This is a genomic window from Borborobacter arsenicus (assembly GCF_003934165.1).
Taxonomy (GTDB): Bacteria; Pseudomonadota; Alphaproteobacteria; order Rhizobiales; family Rhizobiaceae; genus Pseudaminobacter; species Pseudaminobacter arsenicus.
This window is the reverse complement of sequence record NZ_RKST01000018.1, coordinates 43,778-59,426: the sequence shown is the minus strand read 5'-3', so window position 1 is coordinate 59,426 and position 15,649 is coordinate 43,778. Positions and strand designations below refer to the sequence as shown.

Genomic DNA, 15,649 nt, shown 5'->3' with positions numbered 1-15,649 from the left:
GTCAAGCGGGCTTGTCGGTGATTTCAGCCGCCCAGCAACCGGTCCGTGCTTTTTGAAGCGCGGCCTAAAGGGTGAATCCTTCGCCGAGGTAAAGGCGGCGGACATCGTGGTCGCCGACGATCTCGGCGGCCGATCCATGTTTCAGGATTTCTCCGGCATGGATGATATAGGCGCGATCGATCAGCCCGAGCGTTTCGCGGACATTATGATCGGTGATGAGCACGCCGATGCCGCGCTTGGTCAGGTGGCGCACAAGCTGCTGGATATCGGAAACCGCAATCGGATCGACGCCGGCGAAGGGTTCGTCAAGCAGCATATAGCTTGGTCGGCTCGCCAGCGCGCGGGCGATCTCCAATCGCCGCCTCTCACCGCCGGAAAGCGCCATGGAAGGCGCCTTGCGCAGATGGGCGATGTGGAACTCGTCCAGCAGTGCATCAAGGCTGCGTTCACGCTCCTTGCGGCTGCTCTCCACGACCTCCAGCACGGCGCGAATATTGTTTTCGACAGTCAGCCCGCGAAATATCGAAGCTTCCTGCGGCAGATAGCCCACCCCCAGCCGCGCGCGGCGATACATCGGCATCGCTGAGACATTGAAGCCGTCGATCTCGATCGTGCCCTTGTCTACGGGAACCAGGCCCGTCACCATGTAGAAGCAGGTGGTCTTGCCGGCCCCGTTCGGCCCGAGAAGCCCGACAGCCTCGCCGGCGCGCACGCCCAGCGACACGCCATTGACGACCGTGCGCCCCTTATAGGCCTTGGTCAGTCCGCGTGCGATCAGGGTTCCCTTGAAATTCGACGCATCCTTGCGCAATGCGGGCGCCGCCGGCCGAGGCCGAAGACGCCCCGTCAAGCGCGACAGAAGCGAGACACGTTGTGACATTACTGATTCTGCGTTGCTGTTCCCGGCGTGATCGACATCATGACCCGCCCGCTGCCGCTTTCGCCCTTCTTGCAGCCGTCAACCTTGGCCTCGCCCGTTTTCATCTGCACGGTCAGCTTGCAGCCGACCAGCACATTCGAGCCTTCCGAAAGCACCACTTCCTTGCCGGACAGGACCAGGATCTCGGTCTTCATGTCGAATGTTCCGCGGTCGCCGGTCGCAACCTGCGCGTTGGATTTGACATAGACCTTGCCGTCCACTTCCAGCCTGTCGATATTGGCCGAGCCGGTGGCGGCCGAGCCGCCATCCTTGACATAATAGACCGTCATCTTGCCGGATTTCAGCAATGTGGGGCCCTGGACCACGCTGACATTGCCGGTAAAGATCGCCACATTCTCGGCCTCGCGGACTTCGAGCTTATCGCTTTCGATCTGGATCGGCTCCTTGCCCGAAAGGCTGAGGCCGGTAAGCCTGCTCTTCCCGCCGTCCTGTGCGGAGGCTCCCGGCAGCGCCATGGCCATGATGCCAAGACCCAGTGCCGCGGCGAGCGGCCATTGTCCCCTATTGCACAACATCCTGGTCTCCGCTCGTGTTCTGCGCCGTCTTCAGGCGGCGCGGATCAATATTCATACGCACCCGGTTCTCGAATATCATGACCTTGCCATTTTCAAGTACCGTCAGTGAATCAGAAGTAACTTCCGTGCCCTTGAGCTGGATATCCACCGCATCGTCGGTTTTCATCCCGCCCGTGCCGATATCCAGATACGCCGATTTGAACTTTGCCACCATACCGTCGGAGGTGGTGATGGTCATGACGCCATTTATGTCCAGCGTGTTCTTGTCGCGGTCATAGGTGCCGCTTGGTGCGGTCACCGACGCCCAGTTGTCATTGTTCACGGGAAGTTTGGCGTTGATGCCTTCGAGTTCGACGATGCCTTCGTTCTGAAAATCCTGGATCGCCCGCGCCGCCGTCATGTTGTAGGGGCGATTGTCCTTGGTGAAACCGTCAAGCTTCGGGTTGGCCATGACCAGCTTGCCATCGGAATAGGCTGCGCCATCGGCGCTGACCGACACGGCTTTGGGAGTAGCCAGATATGAATAGCCTGCAAACGCCGCCGCCATGGCAAAGGCCAGGACCGGCAATACGGTTTTGAGAAACCGGACCTTGTGGGAATGCCGCTCGGCGCGCTCAAATGCCAGCGACTGGCTTGCCGCTTGCAATTCAGGTGCAGACTGGCTGCTGGTTAGTTCAGTCGGTCGCGCCAACTCGATGCCTTTTCGTTACAGTATCGATTGCAGATGGACGGTCCTGGCGCCCTTCAGTCCGGGCGTGCAGTATCAAACGTTTGAAAACCACAAAATTGTGGCGATTTGAACCAGAATAACTCCAACTCAATCGAAACAGGAATTAGTCTTGCACGCGGTAAATATTGGTTGGTTCGGGTAAAATTCCAGCCCCGCACACCATTCCGTTACGGCACTGCCATGCACTTGGCCGCGCCTGATCGCAGCTTTGCCGGATGCAAGTCCACTGCGCTAATTGCTCCGTACAACGCCACGCCTTGACGGATCTTGACGGATAATGCTGTTTAAAACCCCTTTCACTTCTCCCCTTGTCCTCAATATGGTTACTTTTCGGTGAAAAGTCAGCCCCGCAAGGCCTGCGACATGGAAAGGCATAGCGGCAACGACGAAAGCGGTGGCCCTTGCCGGTGGCTTGATCTAGGCTCTGATCGGCGTCCGGGTCATAGGGCCGATGCGTGACGCCGATAGACTTGCCCGACAGACTTGCATTGATGTTTTTTGCCGAATACGAGGCAGGTATGGTTTCGAGAGCAGACGATCTGATCGACCGCCGCAATTTGCGGCGCAAGCTCACCTTCTGGCGTATTGCCGCAATCGTGATTGCGGCAATAGGAATAGCGGCGGCTTCGGCCTGGATCTATGGCGATGAGTTCGGCGGCACCGCCGCGGCCCACATTGCCAAGGTCAAGATCGAGGGAACGATCACCGAGGACGAGGAACTTATCGAGCGCCTCGACAAGATCGGCGAGTCGACTTCGGTCAAGGGCGTCATCCTGTCGATCGATTCGCCGGGCGGCACGACTGCCGGCGGCGAGGCAATTTTCGAGGCCGTGCGCAAGCTGGCCGCACAAAAACCGGTGGTGGCGCAAGTCGGGACCTTGGCGGCGTCGGCAGGATATATGATCGCCACCGCCTCCGATCACATCGTGGCGCGCAAATCCTCAATCGTCGGCTCGATCGGCGTTCTGGTGCAGTTTCCCGATATTACCGGGCTCATGGACAAACTCGGCGTGAAGCTTGAGGAGATCAAGTCATCGCCTCTCAAGGCCGAGCCTTCGCCGTTCAACCCTACCAATGACGAAGAGCGGGCGATGATCCGCTCGATGATCCTCGACAGCTATGACTGGTTCGTCGGCCTCGTCGAGGAGCGCCGGCCGCTGAGCCGCGAAGAAGCGCTGGCGCTGGCTGACGGCTCGGTCTTTACCGGGCGCCAGGCCTTGGAAAAAAAGCTGGTGGACGGGCTGGGCGGTGAGGCCGAAGCCGTCAAATGGCTCTCGGGCAAAGGTGTGGCGGCTGGCCTGAAAGTGGTGGAGTGGGAGGCCAAAGGCAGTGGAAGCGGCCTGTTTTTCGGCAGTTCGCTCTTGCAGGCTGTCGCGCGTATGCTCGGCGTGCCCGATCGCGGTGCCGAGTTGCTGCGGGAGATCGGTGCCGAGCGCTTGTTCCTTGACGGTCTCGTGTCGCTCTGGCACCCTTGAAACTCCGGTGGAGCGGCTTAAAAACGAATAAAATCATCTGCCTATTTTCAAACCATCGGCGGGGACAGCGCTCATGATCAAATCCGAACTCGTGCAAATTATCGCCGCACGCAATCCGCATCTGTTTTTGCGCGACGTAGAAAACATCGTCAGTGCGATTTTCGATGAGATCACGGATGCACTGGCTGACGGGAACCGGGTGGAACTGCGCGGTTTCGGCGCTTTTTCGGTCAAGAACCGCCCAGCGCGAACCGGTCGTAACCCGCGCACAGGAGATTCGGTCCAGGTCGAAGAGAAGTGGGTGCCTTTCTTCAAGACCGGCAAGGAACTGCGCGAACGGCTGAATGCGAGCAAATAGGCTAAAAGCCTGGGCGCTCCTGGAAAACGACATGCTCAATCGTTTCATGCTTATTGTGGTGTTCGTACCGCTCGCCATCATCCTGATCGCGCTGGCGGTGGCGAACCGATCGCCTGCCGCCTTCACACTGGACCCGTTCAATCCGGGAAATCCTGCATTGACGGTGCAATTGCCGCTGTTTTTCCTGCTGTTTGCGGCCGTGGCTGTAGGTATTATCATCGGCAGCCTGGCAACCTGGTTCAAGCAGGGCCGCTACCGCAAGCTGGCACGTCAGCGCGGCCAGCAACTCCAGACGCTGGCCGAACCCGAGCCGCGTGGCACTAGCCAGGCAAATCTGCCGACCCTGAAGAGTTAGAGCCTATCCCGCGCTCTTGCCTCGGAGAAATTTCATGCTGATGCTCTCGGCCCGTGATGTCGATAACGCTTTGACCTTCCCCGGTCTGGTCGAGACCTTGCGCGTGGCCTTTCGCGAAGGCGCCATCCAGCCGGTTCGCCACCATCATACGATCGAGCGTCCGACCGGCGCGGCTTCGACGCTGCTGTTGATGCCGGCATGGAGCGACTTCAACGCCGGTGTTTCCGGCAGCGGCCATATCGGCGTCAAGATCGTGACGGTTTCGCCTGATAACAATGCCATAAACAAGCCTGCGGTGATGGGGCTCTATCTCCTTCTCGACGGCACCACCGGCGAGCCGCAAGTGCTCATCGACGGTCAGCGGCTCACACAATGGCGCACGGCCTGCGCGTCGGCGCTTGCAGCGACTTACCTTGCCCGCGAGGACGCCTCACGCCTGCTGATTGTTGGTGCGGGCGCGCTGTCGCCGTTCCTGGCCAGAGCCCATTCGGCGGTGCGGCCCATCAAGGAAATCCGCATCTGGAACCGCACTGCAGCCAATGCCGAGAAGGTCGTCGCTGAACTTCGCGTCGAAGGCCTCCAGGCCGAGGTGGCCGGCGATCTGGACACGGAATTGGCACAAGCCGACATTGTCTCCTCCGCCACCATTTCCACCACGCCGCTGATCAATGGCGCCCGGCTGAAACCGGGAGCCCATGTCGATCTGGTCGGCGGCTTCACGCCTGCCATGCGCGAGGCGGACGATGATGCCATCCGCCGCACCCGTGTCTTCGTCGACACGCGCGCAGGAGCGACCAAGGAGGCCGGGGATATCGTCCAGCCGCTCGCATCTGGCGTCCTTAAGGCGGAAAACATCGTGGCCGATCTGCACGAACTGGCGCGTGGTGAAAAGAAAGGGCGCGAAAAACCCGACGAGATCACTTTGTTCAAATCGGTCGGAGCCGCGCTGGAGGATCTCGCCGCCGGCATTGCGGTCTATCAACAACAGAACCGCGCCGGCTGACGGAACCTCGCCGGTTGCCGCGATAACTTCCAGCACAGCGCGCCTTTGTTGCCTGAAGCGCAGGGCTGTGGCAGAAGCGCGGCTGCCGCCTCCGGAGTACCGATGAAACCTTCGCGTGACAAACGCCGCGATAAGCGCCAGCAGCCCGAGCGGCCATTGATCCGACCGCGCGAAGATCGTCATGACGCGCCCCGTCATGCGCTGGAGAATGCCGACCCAAAGACTGTTCGTATCCTGCGGCGTCGCGAAGGCACTTTGCCGGGTGAGAAGCTGCCGCTCATTCTCGAAGTTGCGCCCAATGCCGACTATGCCCTGCTCGACAGCGGCAACGGCCAGAAACTGGAGCAATACGGGCCTTACCGGATCATCCGGCCGGAGGGGCAGGCGATCTGGCAGCCGGCCTTACCGGCCAAGGAATGGAATGCCGCGGATGCTGTGTTTACCGGTGATACCGATGAGGAGGGCATGGGTCGCTGGCGCTTTCCGCAAGCACCGCTTGGCGAGACATGGCCGATGCGCCATGACGGGCTCGACTATCTCGGTCGCTTCACCTCGTTTCGCCATGTCGGCGTCTTTCCCGAACAGGCCTCTCATTGGGAACATATGGCCGGGCTGATCCGCGATGCCCGGCGCCCGGTGAAGGTGCTCAACCTCTTCGGCTATACCGGGCTTGCCTCGCTCGTGGCGGCGCGCGCGGGAGCGGAGGTTACCCACGTCGACGCCTCGAAGAAGGCGATCGGATGGGCACGCGAGAACCAGGAGATCGCGCGGCTTGGCGACAAGCCGATACGCTGGATCTGCGAGGATGCGATGAAGTTTGCCGAGCGCGAGGAAAGGCGTGGCAACACCTATGACATCGTCCTGTTCGACCCCCCGGCCTATGGACGCGGGCCCAAGGGCGAGGTCTGGCAACTGTTCGACGACCTGCCGATGCTCACCGACATCTGTCGCTCGATCCTGACGCCAAGGCCGCTTGCCGTGGTGCTGACGGCCTACTCGATCCGAGCCTCATTCTTTGCCATTCACGCCCTGATGCGCGACACTTTCGCAGGCATGGGCGGAACGATTGAATCCGGTGAACTGATCATCCGTGAAAAATCGGCAGGGCGGGCATTGTCGACCTCGTTGTTTTCGCGCTGGGTTGCCTCATGAACGAACATCGCGAAGGTGCGCCGGGGCGGGTCAAGGAAGTCACCAGCCTTGCCAATCCGCTGATAAAATCCATCAAGTCGCTGGCCCTGAAGAAATTCCGCGACCAGCAGCATGCCTTTATGGCCGAGGGCCTGAAGCTGGTGATCGATGCACTCGACCTCGGCTGGTCGATCAGGACGCTGGTATTCGCCAAGGCTGGTCTCGGCAATCCGGCGGTAGAAAAGGTCGCCGCCCGCACCGTGGCAGCCGGTGGAACCGTGCTCGAGGTTTCCGAGAAGGTTCTGTCGGCGATCACCCGCCGCGACAATCCGCAGATGGTCGTGGGCGTGTTCGCGCAACGTTACCTCCCCCTCAAGGAGATACGCCCGCAAAATGGCGAGGTCTGGGTGGCACTCGACCGTGTGCGCGACCCCGGCAATCTCGGCACGATCATCCGCACGGTGGATGCAGTCGGCGCCAAGGGTATCATCCTCGTGGGCGATACGACCGATCCGTTTTCGCTGGAGACAGTGCGTGCCACCATGGGCTCGGTCTTCGCGGTGCCTGTGTCGCGGGCGACCCCTGAGGCGTTTCTGGCCTGGCGCAAGGACTTTCCCGGCCTCGTTGCCGGCACTCATCTGAAGGGGGCGGTCGACTATCGTTCAGTTGATTTTTCCGGTCGGCCGGTCCTGCTCCTCATGGGCAATGAACAGCAGGGGCTGCCGGATGTTCTGGCGCAAAGCTGCGATCGGCTGCTGCGGATTCCGCAGGCTGGCCGCGCTGATTCCCTCAATCTTGCCGTTGCTACGGGCGTAATGCTTTTCGAGATCAGACGCAGTGCGCTGACGCTCGGTGCGGAGGACAGTGTTTGAAGCTGAAGACGCTTTCGCCCTACGCCCTGCTTGCCATTATTGCAGTCGCCCTCGATCAATGGATCAAGCTTCTGGTCGAAACGCACCTTGTCATGCACGACAAGGTCGATCTGCTGCCATTCCTGGCGCTTTTCCGCACCTACAATACCGGCGTCGCCTTCTCGATGTTTTCATGGATCGGCGACAAGGGCCTGATCCTGCTTTCGCTCGCTGTGGTAGGTTTTGTCCTCTATCTGGCCGGTCGCACCCGGCCTGATCAACTGGCTGCGCGGGCAGGTTTTGCGCTGATCATCGGCGGCGCCATCGGCAATGTGATCGACCGGACATTCTACGGTCATGTCATCGACTATATCCTTTTCCACACGCCCGTCTGGTCGTTTGCCGTCTTCAATCTGGCGGACTCATTCATAACGGTCGGCGCAGTGCTTGTTTTGTTCGAAGAGTTCTTTGGCGGGCGACGTCAACGAGCCGAACGATAAAATTCGAATGATACGTCAAAAGCTTCCCTAAGGCTTGTCGTCTATGGAAGCGGCATGAACGCGGATTCCACCCAGAAGGCGACCAGCGCCGATATGAGCGGCGCAATGCCTGCACATGAGGACTTGTCGCCGCGGCGCATCGTGGCGCCGCCACCGCTGGTTCCGGAATTGCCGGCCCGTGGATCGCGTGGCCTGATCTGTGCTCTGTTTGTCATTGTCGTCCTGTTTGCCGGTCTTGCCAGGCTTGCCGGCGCCCCGGATTTTCTCACCGTCGGCCTGTTGATGACAGGCTCGGCCGGACTTCTGATCCTCGCCAGGGCCGTCTATCTGGATGCTCATGCAGCCTCTCTGGCCGATGAGAAGGTCACTCGCGACCGTGCCGAGATCGAGACGTTGGCGGATCGGATGTGGGAGCTCCAGGAAAGCGAGGAGCGCTTTCGAGGCCTGATCGATGCGCTTGGCGATCTCGTGGTTCACCGCGACCGCGACGGCCGTATCGTCTATGCCAACAAGGTGTTCGCCGATCTTCTCTCGATGGATGCGCGCGACCTTCACGGACGCGCTTTTTCGGAACTCGATATCGATGTCGGTATCGTGCCGGATGCGGCGTTTTCGGACGGTGAATGCCTGAGTTCGACGGATGTAGCGATACGGGTGCCTGGCGGCCCGCGCTGGTTCTCCTGGATCGAGCTTTCGGTGCGTGACAAGGAGAACGGTGCGGTTTCGCATCGGGCTATCGCGCGCGACATTACCGCGCGCAAGCGCGCTGAAGCCGCGCTCATTAATGCACGTGAGCGGGCCGAGCATGCCAGCCAGGCCAAATCGCGGTTCCTGGCGACGGTCAGCCACGAAATCCGTACCCCGATGAACGGCATCATGGGCATGGCCAAGCTGCTGGCCGACACCAGCCTTTCACCGGAACAGCAGACCTATGTCGGCGCCGTTTCCACCTCGGCGAGCGCCTTGCTCGCCTTGATCGAGGATCTGCTCGACTATTCCAAGATCGAGGCAGGGCGCTTCGAGCCCGAGCCGCAGCCGATGTCGCCGCGTGAAGTCGGCGACAATGTTGTGGAACTGCTTGCCTCGCGGGCCTATGCCAAAGGGATCGGCCTTGGGTCCCACGTCGCGCCGGACGTGCCGCAGATGATTACGGCCGATCCCGGCCGTGTGCGCCAGGTGCTGCTCAACCTCATCGGCAACGCGATAAAATTCACCGATGTAGGTGGCGTTCTGCTCACCCTGACGCGCGAGTGTGTCGAGGGAGCGGATATGATCCGTTTCACCGTTTCAGACACCGGCGAAGGGCTGCGCAAGGTCGATATGGAACGGATATTCGAGGAATTCGAGCAGGCCGACGGCACCTCGACCAGAAGCCATGGCGGCGCGGGACTTGGTCTGGCGATCTCTCGGCGTATCGTTACGTCCATGGGCGGCACGATTGCTGTTACCAGCGAATACGGCAAGGGCTCCGATTTTTCCTTCACCGTGCCGGCCGCCGAGGCGGTCGATGGAACCAATATGCAGGTAACCGCGCTTCGCGGCCGCAATGTCCTGATCCTGTCGCCCAACAATGTCGAAGCCACAGCGATAGCGCGTACGGTTCGCGACTATGGCGGCACTGCTGAAATTGCCGAGACCGCAGCGCAGGCGGCCACCCACCTCAGGGCCTGCGATATAGTTCTGGTGGATGCCGCCCTCGAAACCAGCGAGGGGCGGCTCCTCAAGCAGCTTCGCAATTCCGGCTATGCGGGGCCGGACGCGATCACGTTGATCGCCCCGACCGAGCGCGATATGCTGTCGGCTTTCAGGAGCAGCGGCTACACCACGTTTCTTGCCCGGCCGGTGCGTGGCGAGACACTGCTTCGCATCCTGCTGACCGCTCGTTCAGGGCCGCTTGCCCGTCCCGAAACACCCAAGCCACGATCGAGCGGCAGATTTGCGCGTCAGTCTGGACTTTGGATTCTTGTCGCCGAAGACAATGAGATCAATGCGATGCTGGCGCGCGCCACGCTCCAGAAAGCAGGTCATCGCGTCGACGTGGTCGGCAATGGCAAGGCTGCCGTCGAAGCAGTGACCGGATTGGGCCGCAAGCAGCGCTACGATGTGGTGCTGATGGATCTTCATATGCCGGTGATGGATGGCCTTGATGCCATCGCAGCGATCCGCCGGCATGAGGAGGAAACGGGATCGGCCCCGACCCCGATCATGGTTCTTTCGGCCGATAGCCAGGAAAAGACTCGGCATAGCGTGCTTGCCCATGGCGCGAGCGGCTTCGTCACAAAGCCGCTCGACCCGGATGCGCTGGTGCGCGCAGTTGCCGACCATGCGGTCGCCTGATCCTTTGTGGATGCCGGTGTTTCGCCGGCTACCGAGCATCCTGTTGTCCTACCGAAGCGAGCAAGTTACAGTCACAATCCTGTTGCACTGTCCCACTACAGCAAATCCAGTATATCGGAAGCAATGTGCATTGGCGGTTAAGCGGGTGCGGCCGAATAGATAGGGATCGAAGCCGCTTCGCAGCCGGTTGCTGAAGGTCGATTGGTTCCAGTCCTGCTGGTTGGGACGACAGGAAGGAGAATCACCCGTGCAGACAGCCTTGCCGGAACGTAATGGTTTTCTGGACACCAGCAGTGCCGTCATCGGTACTCGGCATCGGGATCATAGCTTCGGCAGCAAGCCGCTGGGCCGGATCGGCACATTGGAAGTGCGCCTTGCCTGCGATGCTGCTGAAATCGCCGCGGCCCAGGAAATACGCTACCGCATATTCTATGAGGAACTTGGCGCCGGCCGGGGCAGCCTGAAGACAGCGAAGCGCGACGCCGACCGTTTTGACGACATCTGCGATCATCTTCTGGTGTTCGATACGGCCCTGACGGGTCCGGCGCATCATCAGATCGTCGGCACCTATCGCCTGCTCAGACAAGAGCGCGCGCTGGTGTCCGGAGGTTTCTATTCGGATGAGGAATTCGAGTTGAAGGCGCTTATCACGCGCCATCCGGGTCGGCGCTTTCTCGAACTCGGGCGTTCCTGCGTGTTGCCGGCCTATCGCTCCAAGCGCACCATTGAGGTTCTCTGGCAAGGCATCTGGGCCTATGTGAATCACTATGACATCGGCGTGATGGCTGGCTGTGCCTCGTTCCAGGGCACTGTACCGGCAGCCCATGCTGAGGCCCTGTCCTATCTTGCGCATCACTGCCGGACCAGCAGCCTATGGGACGTGCGTGCCGTGGCCGGACGTTACAGCAGCATGGATCTTATGCCCGCGGAGGCAGTCAGCCCGAAATCAGCAATCCTTGCCATGCCGCCTCTGATCAAGGCCTATCTGCGCATCGGTGCCAGGGTAGGGGACGGCTGCGTCATCGATGCGGATTTCGGCACGGTCGACGTCTTCGTCGTACTCCCGGTGAACGATATCGGTGCCCGCTACATCAATTATTACGGCGGCGAATCCCAGAGTTTCGCCGCCTGAAGGCTTTGTAGTCCCACGCTGTCGGTGGTGGCTGGTCGATCACACGTCCAGATTGGCGACCGACAATGCGTTCTCCTGGATGAAGTCGCGCCGCGGTTCGACATCGTCTCCCATCAGACGCGAAAACAGGCTGTCGGCCTTGGTTGCGTCGTTGATCTTGACCTGCAGCAGCGAGCGCACATTGGGGTCGAGCGTCGTTTCCCACAATTGCTCGGCATTCATTTCGCCAAGGCCCTTGTAGCGCTGCATCGTCAGGCCCTTCTTGCCGGTGGCAAAGACCGTATTGAGCAACGCCATCGGGCCGGAAATCATCTCTGATAGCTCCTTGCGGCGCAATGTCGGCGATTGTGCATAGACCTCGCCGAGACGGGTGGCATAACGGTCCAGAGCGCGCGCATCGGCGGAATTGAGCAGCGCCATGTCGATCTGCGCATATTCCTTCACGCCGCGTACCGTGCGTTCGAAGATGAAGCCGCCCAGCCCTTCGTTGGAGGGTGAAGTTCGCCCGTGCCAGCCGCGTTCGGTATCTTCGGCGATGGCGTCAAGACGTTCGGCAATTTTCACAGCCATGGCATTGGCCTGGCCAAGGTCGGAGAATATCGCCGGATTGAGCGCGCCGGCGATTGCCGCCTGCTCCACGACCATGCGTGAATAGCGGGTGTGCAGGCCGTTGAGCAGCGAGCGTACGGCCAGCGCATCCTCCACCGCCGCACGCAGGTCACGCCCGGCGCGGACCTCTCCATTGGAGAGCGTGAGCGAGGCGTCTTCAAGGCCCGTTTCGATCAGGAATTCCTCGAAGGCACTTTCGTCCTTGATATATTGCGAGCTCTTGCCGCGCGAAACCTTATAGAGCGGCGGCTGCGCGATATAGAGGTGGCCGCGTTCTATCAACTCCGGCATCTGACGGAAGAAGAAGGTCAGCAGTAGAGTACGGATATGGGCGCCGTCGACGTCGGCGTCAGTCATGATGATGATCTTATGGTAGCGCAGCTTGTCGGGATTGAACTCATCCTTGCCGATCGAGGTGCCGAGCGCGGTTATCAGCGTGCCGATCATGTCTGACGACAGCATCCGGTCGAAGCGTGCGCGCTCCACATTCAGGATCTTGCCGCGCAGCGGCAGGATCGCCTGATTCTGGCGCGAGCGTCCGCCCTTGGCGGAGCCGCCGGCCGAGTCACCCTCGACAATGAAGATTTCGGACTTGGCCGGGTCGCGCTCCTGGCAGTCGGCGAGCTTTCCGGGCAGCGAGGTGATGTCGAGCGCACCCTTGCGCCGCGTCAATTCACGTGCCTTGCGTGCAGCTTCGCGCGCGGCCGCGGCCTCCACCACCTTGCCGATCAGCACCTTGGCATCGCCGGGATGTTCCTCGAACCAGGTGCCGAGCGCTTCGTTGACCAAGCTTTCCACGACCGGACGCACCTCTGACGACACGAGTTTGTCCTTGGTCTGGGACGAGAATTTCGGGTCCGGCACCTTGACGGAAAGCACGGCGGTCAGGCCCTCGCGGCTGTCATCGCCGGTAATCGAGACTTTTTCCTTCTTGGCGATGCCTGAGCTTTCGGCATAGCCGGTGACCTGCCGGGTCAATGCGCCCCGAAAGCCTGCCAGATGGGTGCCGCCGTCGCGCTGCGGAATGTTGTTGGTGAAGCAAAGCACGTTTTCGTGGTAGCTGTCGTTCCACCACATTGCCACTTCGACGGCGATGCCGTCGCGCTCGTTGCGGATGAAGATCGGCTTGTCGATCAGCGGCTTCTTGGCCTTGTCGAGATATTTGACGAACTCTTCCAGCCCGCCATCATAGTGCAATTCCTGCACCTTCACGTCGGCATGGCGCTTGTCGCTCAATATGATGCGCACGCCCGAATTCAGGAAGGCCAGTTCGCGCAGCCGATGTTCCAGCGTCGGATAATCGAACTCGGTCATCGAGAAGGTTTCGCTGGAGGGCAGGAAGGTCACTTCTGTGCCGGTTTCGCCGCCTGAATCCCCGGTCACCCGCAATGGTGCGTCAGCGACGCCATGCGTGAACGACATTTCATGGATATGGCCATGGCGGCGGATCTTGAGCTTCAGGAAGAGCGATAGCGCATTGACGACCGACACGCCGACGCCATGCAGGCCGCCCGAAACCTTATAGGAATTCTGATCGAATTTGCCGCCCGCATGGAGCTGGGTCATGATGACCTCGGCGGCCGAGATGCCTTCGCCGCTGTGAATGGCCGTTGGAATGCCGCGGCCATTATCGGTGACCGTCACCGAACCATCGGGATTGAGCGTTACCGTTACCAGCGTGGCGTGACCCGCCAGCGTCTCATCGATGGCATTGTCCACCACCTCATAGACCATGTGGTGCAGGCCGGAACCATCGTCGGTGTCGCCGATATACATGCCGGGGCGCTTGCGCACTGCATCCAGCCCTTTCAGCACCTTGATGGAATCGGCGCCGTATTCGGCCGGCATGCCGGCTGTGTTCTCGGTCGTATCGCTCATGAAATGCTTTCGTATCTGGTCACAGGACAGCGCGCGATCCCACCTCCGAATCGCGCGCCTGATTACCTCCAGATATAGGCGTTTCAAGCGGTTTTTCCAAGTTTTCCGCCATATTTCCGGGGGAAATCAGGTGCCAAGGCGTCGCAAATGCCAAGGGTTCGTCAAGCCGCGTCAGCTTGAGAAGCGGATCAGGCCTGCAGGCGTGGTGTCATAGCCGGTGAGTTCTTCTGCCCTGGCTGTCAGTTCGCCTTGCGCAAGGAATCTGATCAGGGCCTGCATCGGCGGCTGGAAATAGGTGCGCTGACGCATCACGAGATCGAAATTCTCCCAGAGCAGGGGCACGAAATCGAGGCCCGAAGCGCGTGCGGCCGAGCGGGTCGCAATGCCGCAATCGGCTGTACCCGCACGTATTGCGGCGGCTAGATCCGGTCCTGTCAGGCACGGGGGATCGAGCCGGTTCAAATCAGATAGAACAGCGCGTGCCCTTGCCAGCAGCACCTCCAGCAGCATCTGGGCGCCCGCACCCTTTTGTCTTACCGCCATCCTTGCATCCCCCGCCAGCACATCGGCCAGGCTGCGCAGCCCCTTGGGGTTGCCAGGTGCCAGCAGCAGACCCTGCTCGCGACGGGCAATGGCTACCACGACCGCGTCATGCAGCCGGGGCGTGGCTCGCACTGCCGCAAGATTGGCCGGTTCCTCGTCTTCCTGCGCCGAATGAAAGTGGATCGCCGCGGCTGCCACCTCGCCGCGCAGCAACCGCGCAATACCGTTTTCACTGCCTTCATTCAGGGAGGCGAGGCCGGACCCGGAGCGGCGCAAGCACCATTCGAGCAAATCGTCCTGGCTGCCGCCGATGATCGGCGGTGGATTTGCCGGCACCATACCGGCTGGCTGGGCCAGGCCGGAAAGCACCCAGCGGTCGAGCTCGTGGCGGGGGAACAGCCATTTGCCGGTGACCTTGCTACATGGGATCGCATCGGCTGCGACGAGTTCATAGAGCTTGCGTTCGCCCAGGCGCAAATAGTCTGCCGCTTCGGAGGTTGTGAGAAGGTCCATACCTGCATTGTTATGCATATTCCTGTTCGATTTCAATTGTTTGACAGCATGGAAATCATTGCAGACAAACGCGGTCGGAGAAGAAAATGCCCGATAGCATGACCGCCTGGGAACTGATTATCAGCGGCGACGCCACGCTTTATGCGATTGTGCGGCTGTCGCTGGCCGTCAGCCTTTCAGCCGTGGCGATCGCCGTGGTGATCGGGCTCCCTTTGGGTGCCCTGCTGGCCCTGACGCGTTTTCGCGGCCGCACGGCGCTCATCGTGCTTCTCAATGGTTTCATGGGCTTGCCGCCAGTGGTGGTGGGCCTGACCGTTTTCCTGCTCCTGTCACGGTCGGGACCGCTAGGCGTCTTCGGCATTTTGTTCACCCCGCTTGCCATGGTCATCGCACAGGCCTTGCTGGTGGTGCCGATCATTGCTGCGCTAACGCGCCAGACGATCGAGGATCTCTGGCACGAATATCGCGATGAACTGACCGCCATGAATGTCGGGGCAGGTGGGCGCATGGCGACGCTTCTGTGGGACAGCCGCTTCAGCCTGATCACAGCGCTTCTGGCCGGCTTCGGCCGTGCCGCAGCCGAGGTCGGCACGGTGATGATCGTCGGCGGAAATATCGATGGCTTCACCCGCACCATGACCACGACGATCGCGCTTGAGACATCCAAGGGCAACCTGCCGCTTGCCATGGGACTGGGCCTGATCCTGATCGTCCTCATACTGATGATCAATGCCGCCGCCTGGGGCGTGCGTGTCTGGTCCGAGCAGCGGGCGGGCTGA

15 protein-coding genes are annotated in these 15,649 nt (G+C 60.8%); 10 read left to right on the top strand and 5 right to left on the bottom strand.

Annotation, left to right across the window (positions count from 1 at the left end):
- Nucleotides 1-64 precede the first annotated feature (64 nt).
- The 3 genes from lptB to lptC are packed head-to-tail and all read right to left on the bottom strand — an operon-like array spanning nt 65 to nt 2,146.
- A complete protein-coding gene (gene lptB / locus EET67_RS19115) occupies nt 65-880 on the bottom strand; it encodes an LPS export ABC transporter ATP-binding protein (RefSeq protein WP_128627809.1) in 816 nt (271 codons plus the stop codon).
- Nucleotides 880-1,455, bottom strand: a complete 576-nt coding sequence (locus EET67_RS19110) for an LptA/OstA family protein (protein WP_128627808.1) — start codon at nt 1,453-1,455, stop codon at nt 880-882. Before EET67_RS19110 ends, lptB begins: the two co-directional genes overlap by 1 nt.
- On the bottom strand, nt 1,442-2,146 hold the full coding sequence (lptC, locus tag EET67_RS19105; protein ID WP_165899967.1) for an LPS export ABC transporter periplasmic protein LptC: 705 nt from the start codon (nt 2,144-2,146) through the stop codon (nt 1,442-1,444). Before lptC ends, EET67_RS19110 begins: the two co-directional genes overlap by 14 nt.
- Before the next feature lie 557 nt (nt 2,147-2,703).
- Here lptC and sppA point away from each other — a divergent pair.
- The 9 genes from sppA (at nt 2,704) to olsB (ending at nt 11,327) form a co-directional block, all read left to right on the top strand.
- Nucleotides 2,704-3,660 carry a signal peptide peptidase SppA gene (gene sppA / locus EET67_RS19100; RefSeq protein ID WP_128627807.1) on the top strand — a complete coding sequence of 319 codons (957 nt, stop codon included), beginning with the start codon at nt 2,704-2,706 and terminating at the stop codon, nt 3,658-3,660.
- Between the two features lie 73 nt (nt 3,661-3,733).
- Nucleotides 3,734-4,018, top strand: a complete 285-nt coding sequence (locus EET67_RS19095; RefSeq protein ID WP_128627806.1) for an integration host factor subunit beta — start codon at nt 3,734-3,736, stop codon at nt 4,016-4,018.
- 31 nt (nt 4,019-4,049) lie between these two features.
- Nucleotides 4,050-4,373, top strand: a complete 324-nt coding sequence (locus EET67_RS19090; protein WP_128627805.1) for a LapA family protein — start codon at nt 4,050-4,052, stop codon at nt 4,371-4,373.
- Nucleotides 4,374-4,407: 34 nt separating this feature from the next.
- A complete protein-coding gene (gene lhpI, locus EET67_RS19085) occupies nt 4,408-5,376 on the top strand; it encodes a bifunctional Delta(1)-pyrroline-2-carboxylate/Delta(1)-piperideine-2-carboxylate reductase (protein ID WP_128627804.1) in 969 nt (322 codons plus the stop codon).
- A 102-nt stretch (nt 5,377-5,478) separates the two neighbouring features.
- Nucleotides 5,479-6,528 carry an RsmD family RNA methyltransferase gene (locus EET67_RS19080; protein WP_128627803.1) on the top strand — a complete coding sequence of 350 codons (1,050 nt, stop codon included), beginning with the start codon at nt 5,479-5,481 and terminating at the stop codon, nt 6,526-6,528.
- Nucleotides 6,525-7,379: a TrmH family RNA methyltransferase gene (locus EET67_RS19075; RefSeq protein ID WP_128627802.1), complete on the top strand. Its 855-nt coding sequence runs from the start codon at nt 6,525-6,527 to the stop codon at nt 7,377-7,379. The genes EET67_RS19080 and EET67_RS19075 overlap by 4 nt, the downstream gene beginning before the upstream one ends.
- Before the next feature lie 2 nt (nt 7,380-7,381).
- On the top strand, nt 7,382-7,858 hold the full coding sequence (gene lspA, locus EET67_RS19070) for a signal peptidase II (RefSeq protein ID WP_128627867.1): 477 nt from the start codon (nt 7,382-7,384) through the stop codon (nt 7,856-7,858).
- Nucleotides 7,859-7,951: 93 nt separating this feature from the next.
- A complete protein-coding gene (locus EET67_RS19065) occupies nt 7,952-10,195 on the top strand; it encodes a PAS domain-containing hybrid sensor histidine kinase/response regulator (protein ID WP_245451072.1) in 2,244 nt (747 codons plus the stop codon).
- A 301-nt stretch (nt 10,196-10,496) separates the two neighbouring features.
- Complete coding sequence (olsB, locus tag EET67_RS19060) at nt 10,497-11,327, top strand: l-ornithine N(alpha)-acyltransferase (RefSeq protein ID WP_425359534.1); 831 nt, start codon at nt 10,497-10,499, stop codon at nt 11,325-11,327.
- Between the two features lie 39 nt (nt 11,328-11,366).
- Here olsB and gyrB read toward each other — a convergent pair whose 3' ends face one another.
- Together gyrB and EET67_RS19050 are read right to left on the bottom strand one after the other, a co-directional pair.
- Nucleotides 11,367-13,814 carry a DNA topoisomerase (ATP-hydrolyzing) subunit B gene (gyrB, locus tag EET67_RS19055; protein ID WP_128627799.1) on the bottom strand — a complete coding sequence of 816 codons (2,448 nt, stop codon included), beginning with the start codon at nt 13,812-13,814 and terminating at the stop codon, nt 11,367-11,369.
- 171 nt (nt 13,815-13,985) lie between these two features.
- Nucleotides 13,986-14,870: a helix-turn-helix transcriptional regulator gene (locus EET67_RS19050; protein ID WP_128627798.1), complete on the bottom strand. Its 885-nt coding sequence runs from the start codon at nt 14,868-14,870 to the stop codon at nt 13,986-13,988.
- Between the two features lie 86 nt (nt 14,871-14,956).
- On the opposite strand from EET67_RS19050, the gene EET67_RS19045 reads away from it, so the two are divergent.
- The gene (locus EET67_RS19045; protein WP_128627797.1) at nt 14,957-15,649 is read left to right on the top strand and encodes an ABC transporter permease; all 693 of its coding nucleotides are present in this window, start codon (nt 14,957-14,959) and stop codon (nt 15,647-15,649) included.

Bases quoted from the DNA above. Each gene is read 5' to 3' on its own strand.
- lptB (WP_128627809.1), bottom strand. From the start codon at position 880: ATGTCACAACGTGTCTCGCTTCTGTCGCGCTTGACGGGGCGTCTTCGG.
- EET67_RS19110 (WP_128627808.1), bottom strand. From the start codon at position 1,455: ATGTTGTGCAATAGGGGACAATGGCCGCTCGCCGCGGCACTGGGTCTT.
- sppA (WP_128627807.1), top strand. From the start codon at position 2,704: ATGGTTTCGAGAGCAGACGATCTGATCGACCGCCGCAATTTGCGGCGC.
- EET67_RS19095 (WP_128627806.1), top strand. From the start codon at position 3,734: ATGATCAAATCCGAACTCGTGCAAATTATCGCCGCACGCAATCCGCAT.
- EET67_RS19090 (WP_128627805.1), top strand. From the start codon at position 4,050: ATGCTCAATCGTTTCATGCTTATTGTGGTGTTCGTACCGCTCGCCATC.
- lhpI (WP_128627804.1), top strand. From the start codon at position 4,408: ATGCTGATGCTCTCGGCCCGTGATGTCGATAACGCTTTGACCTTCCCC.
- EET67_RS19080 (WP_128627803.1), top strand. From the start codon at position 5,479: ATGAAACCTTCGCGTGACAAACGCCGCGATAAGCGCCAGCAGCCCGAG.
- EET67_RS19075 (WP_128627802.1), top strand. From the start codon at position 6,525: ATGAACGAACATCGCGAAGGTGCGCCGGGGCGGGTCAAGGAAGTCACC.
- EET67_RS19065 (WP_245451072.1), top strand. From the start codon at position 7,952: ATGAGCGGCGCAATGCCTGCACATGAGGACTTGTCGCCGCGGCGCATC.
- gyrB (WP_128627799.1), bottom strand. From the start codon at position 13,814: ATGAGCGATACGACCGAGAACACAGCCGGCATGCCGGCCGAATACGGC.
- EET67_RS19050 (WP_128627798.1), bottom strand. From the start codon at position 14,870: ATGGACCTTCTCACAACCTCCGAAGCGGCAGACTATTTGCGCCTGGGC.
- EET67_RS19045 (WP_128627797.1), top strand. From the start codon at position 14,957: ATGCCCGATAGCATGACCGCCTGGGAACTGATTATCAGCGGCGACGCC.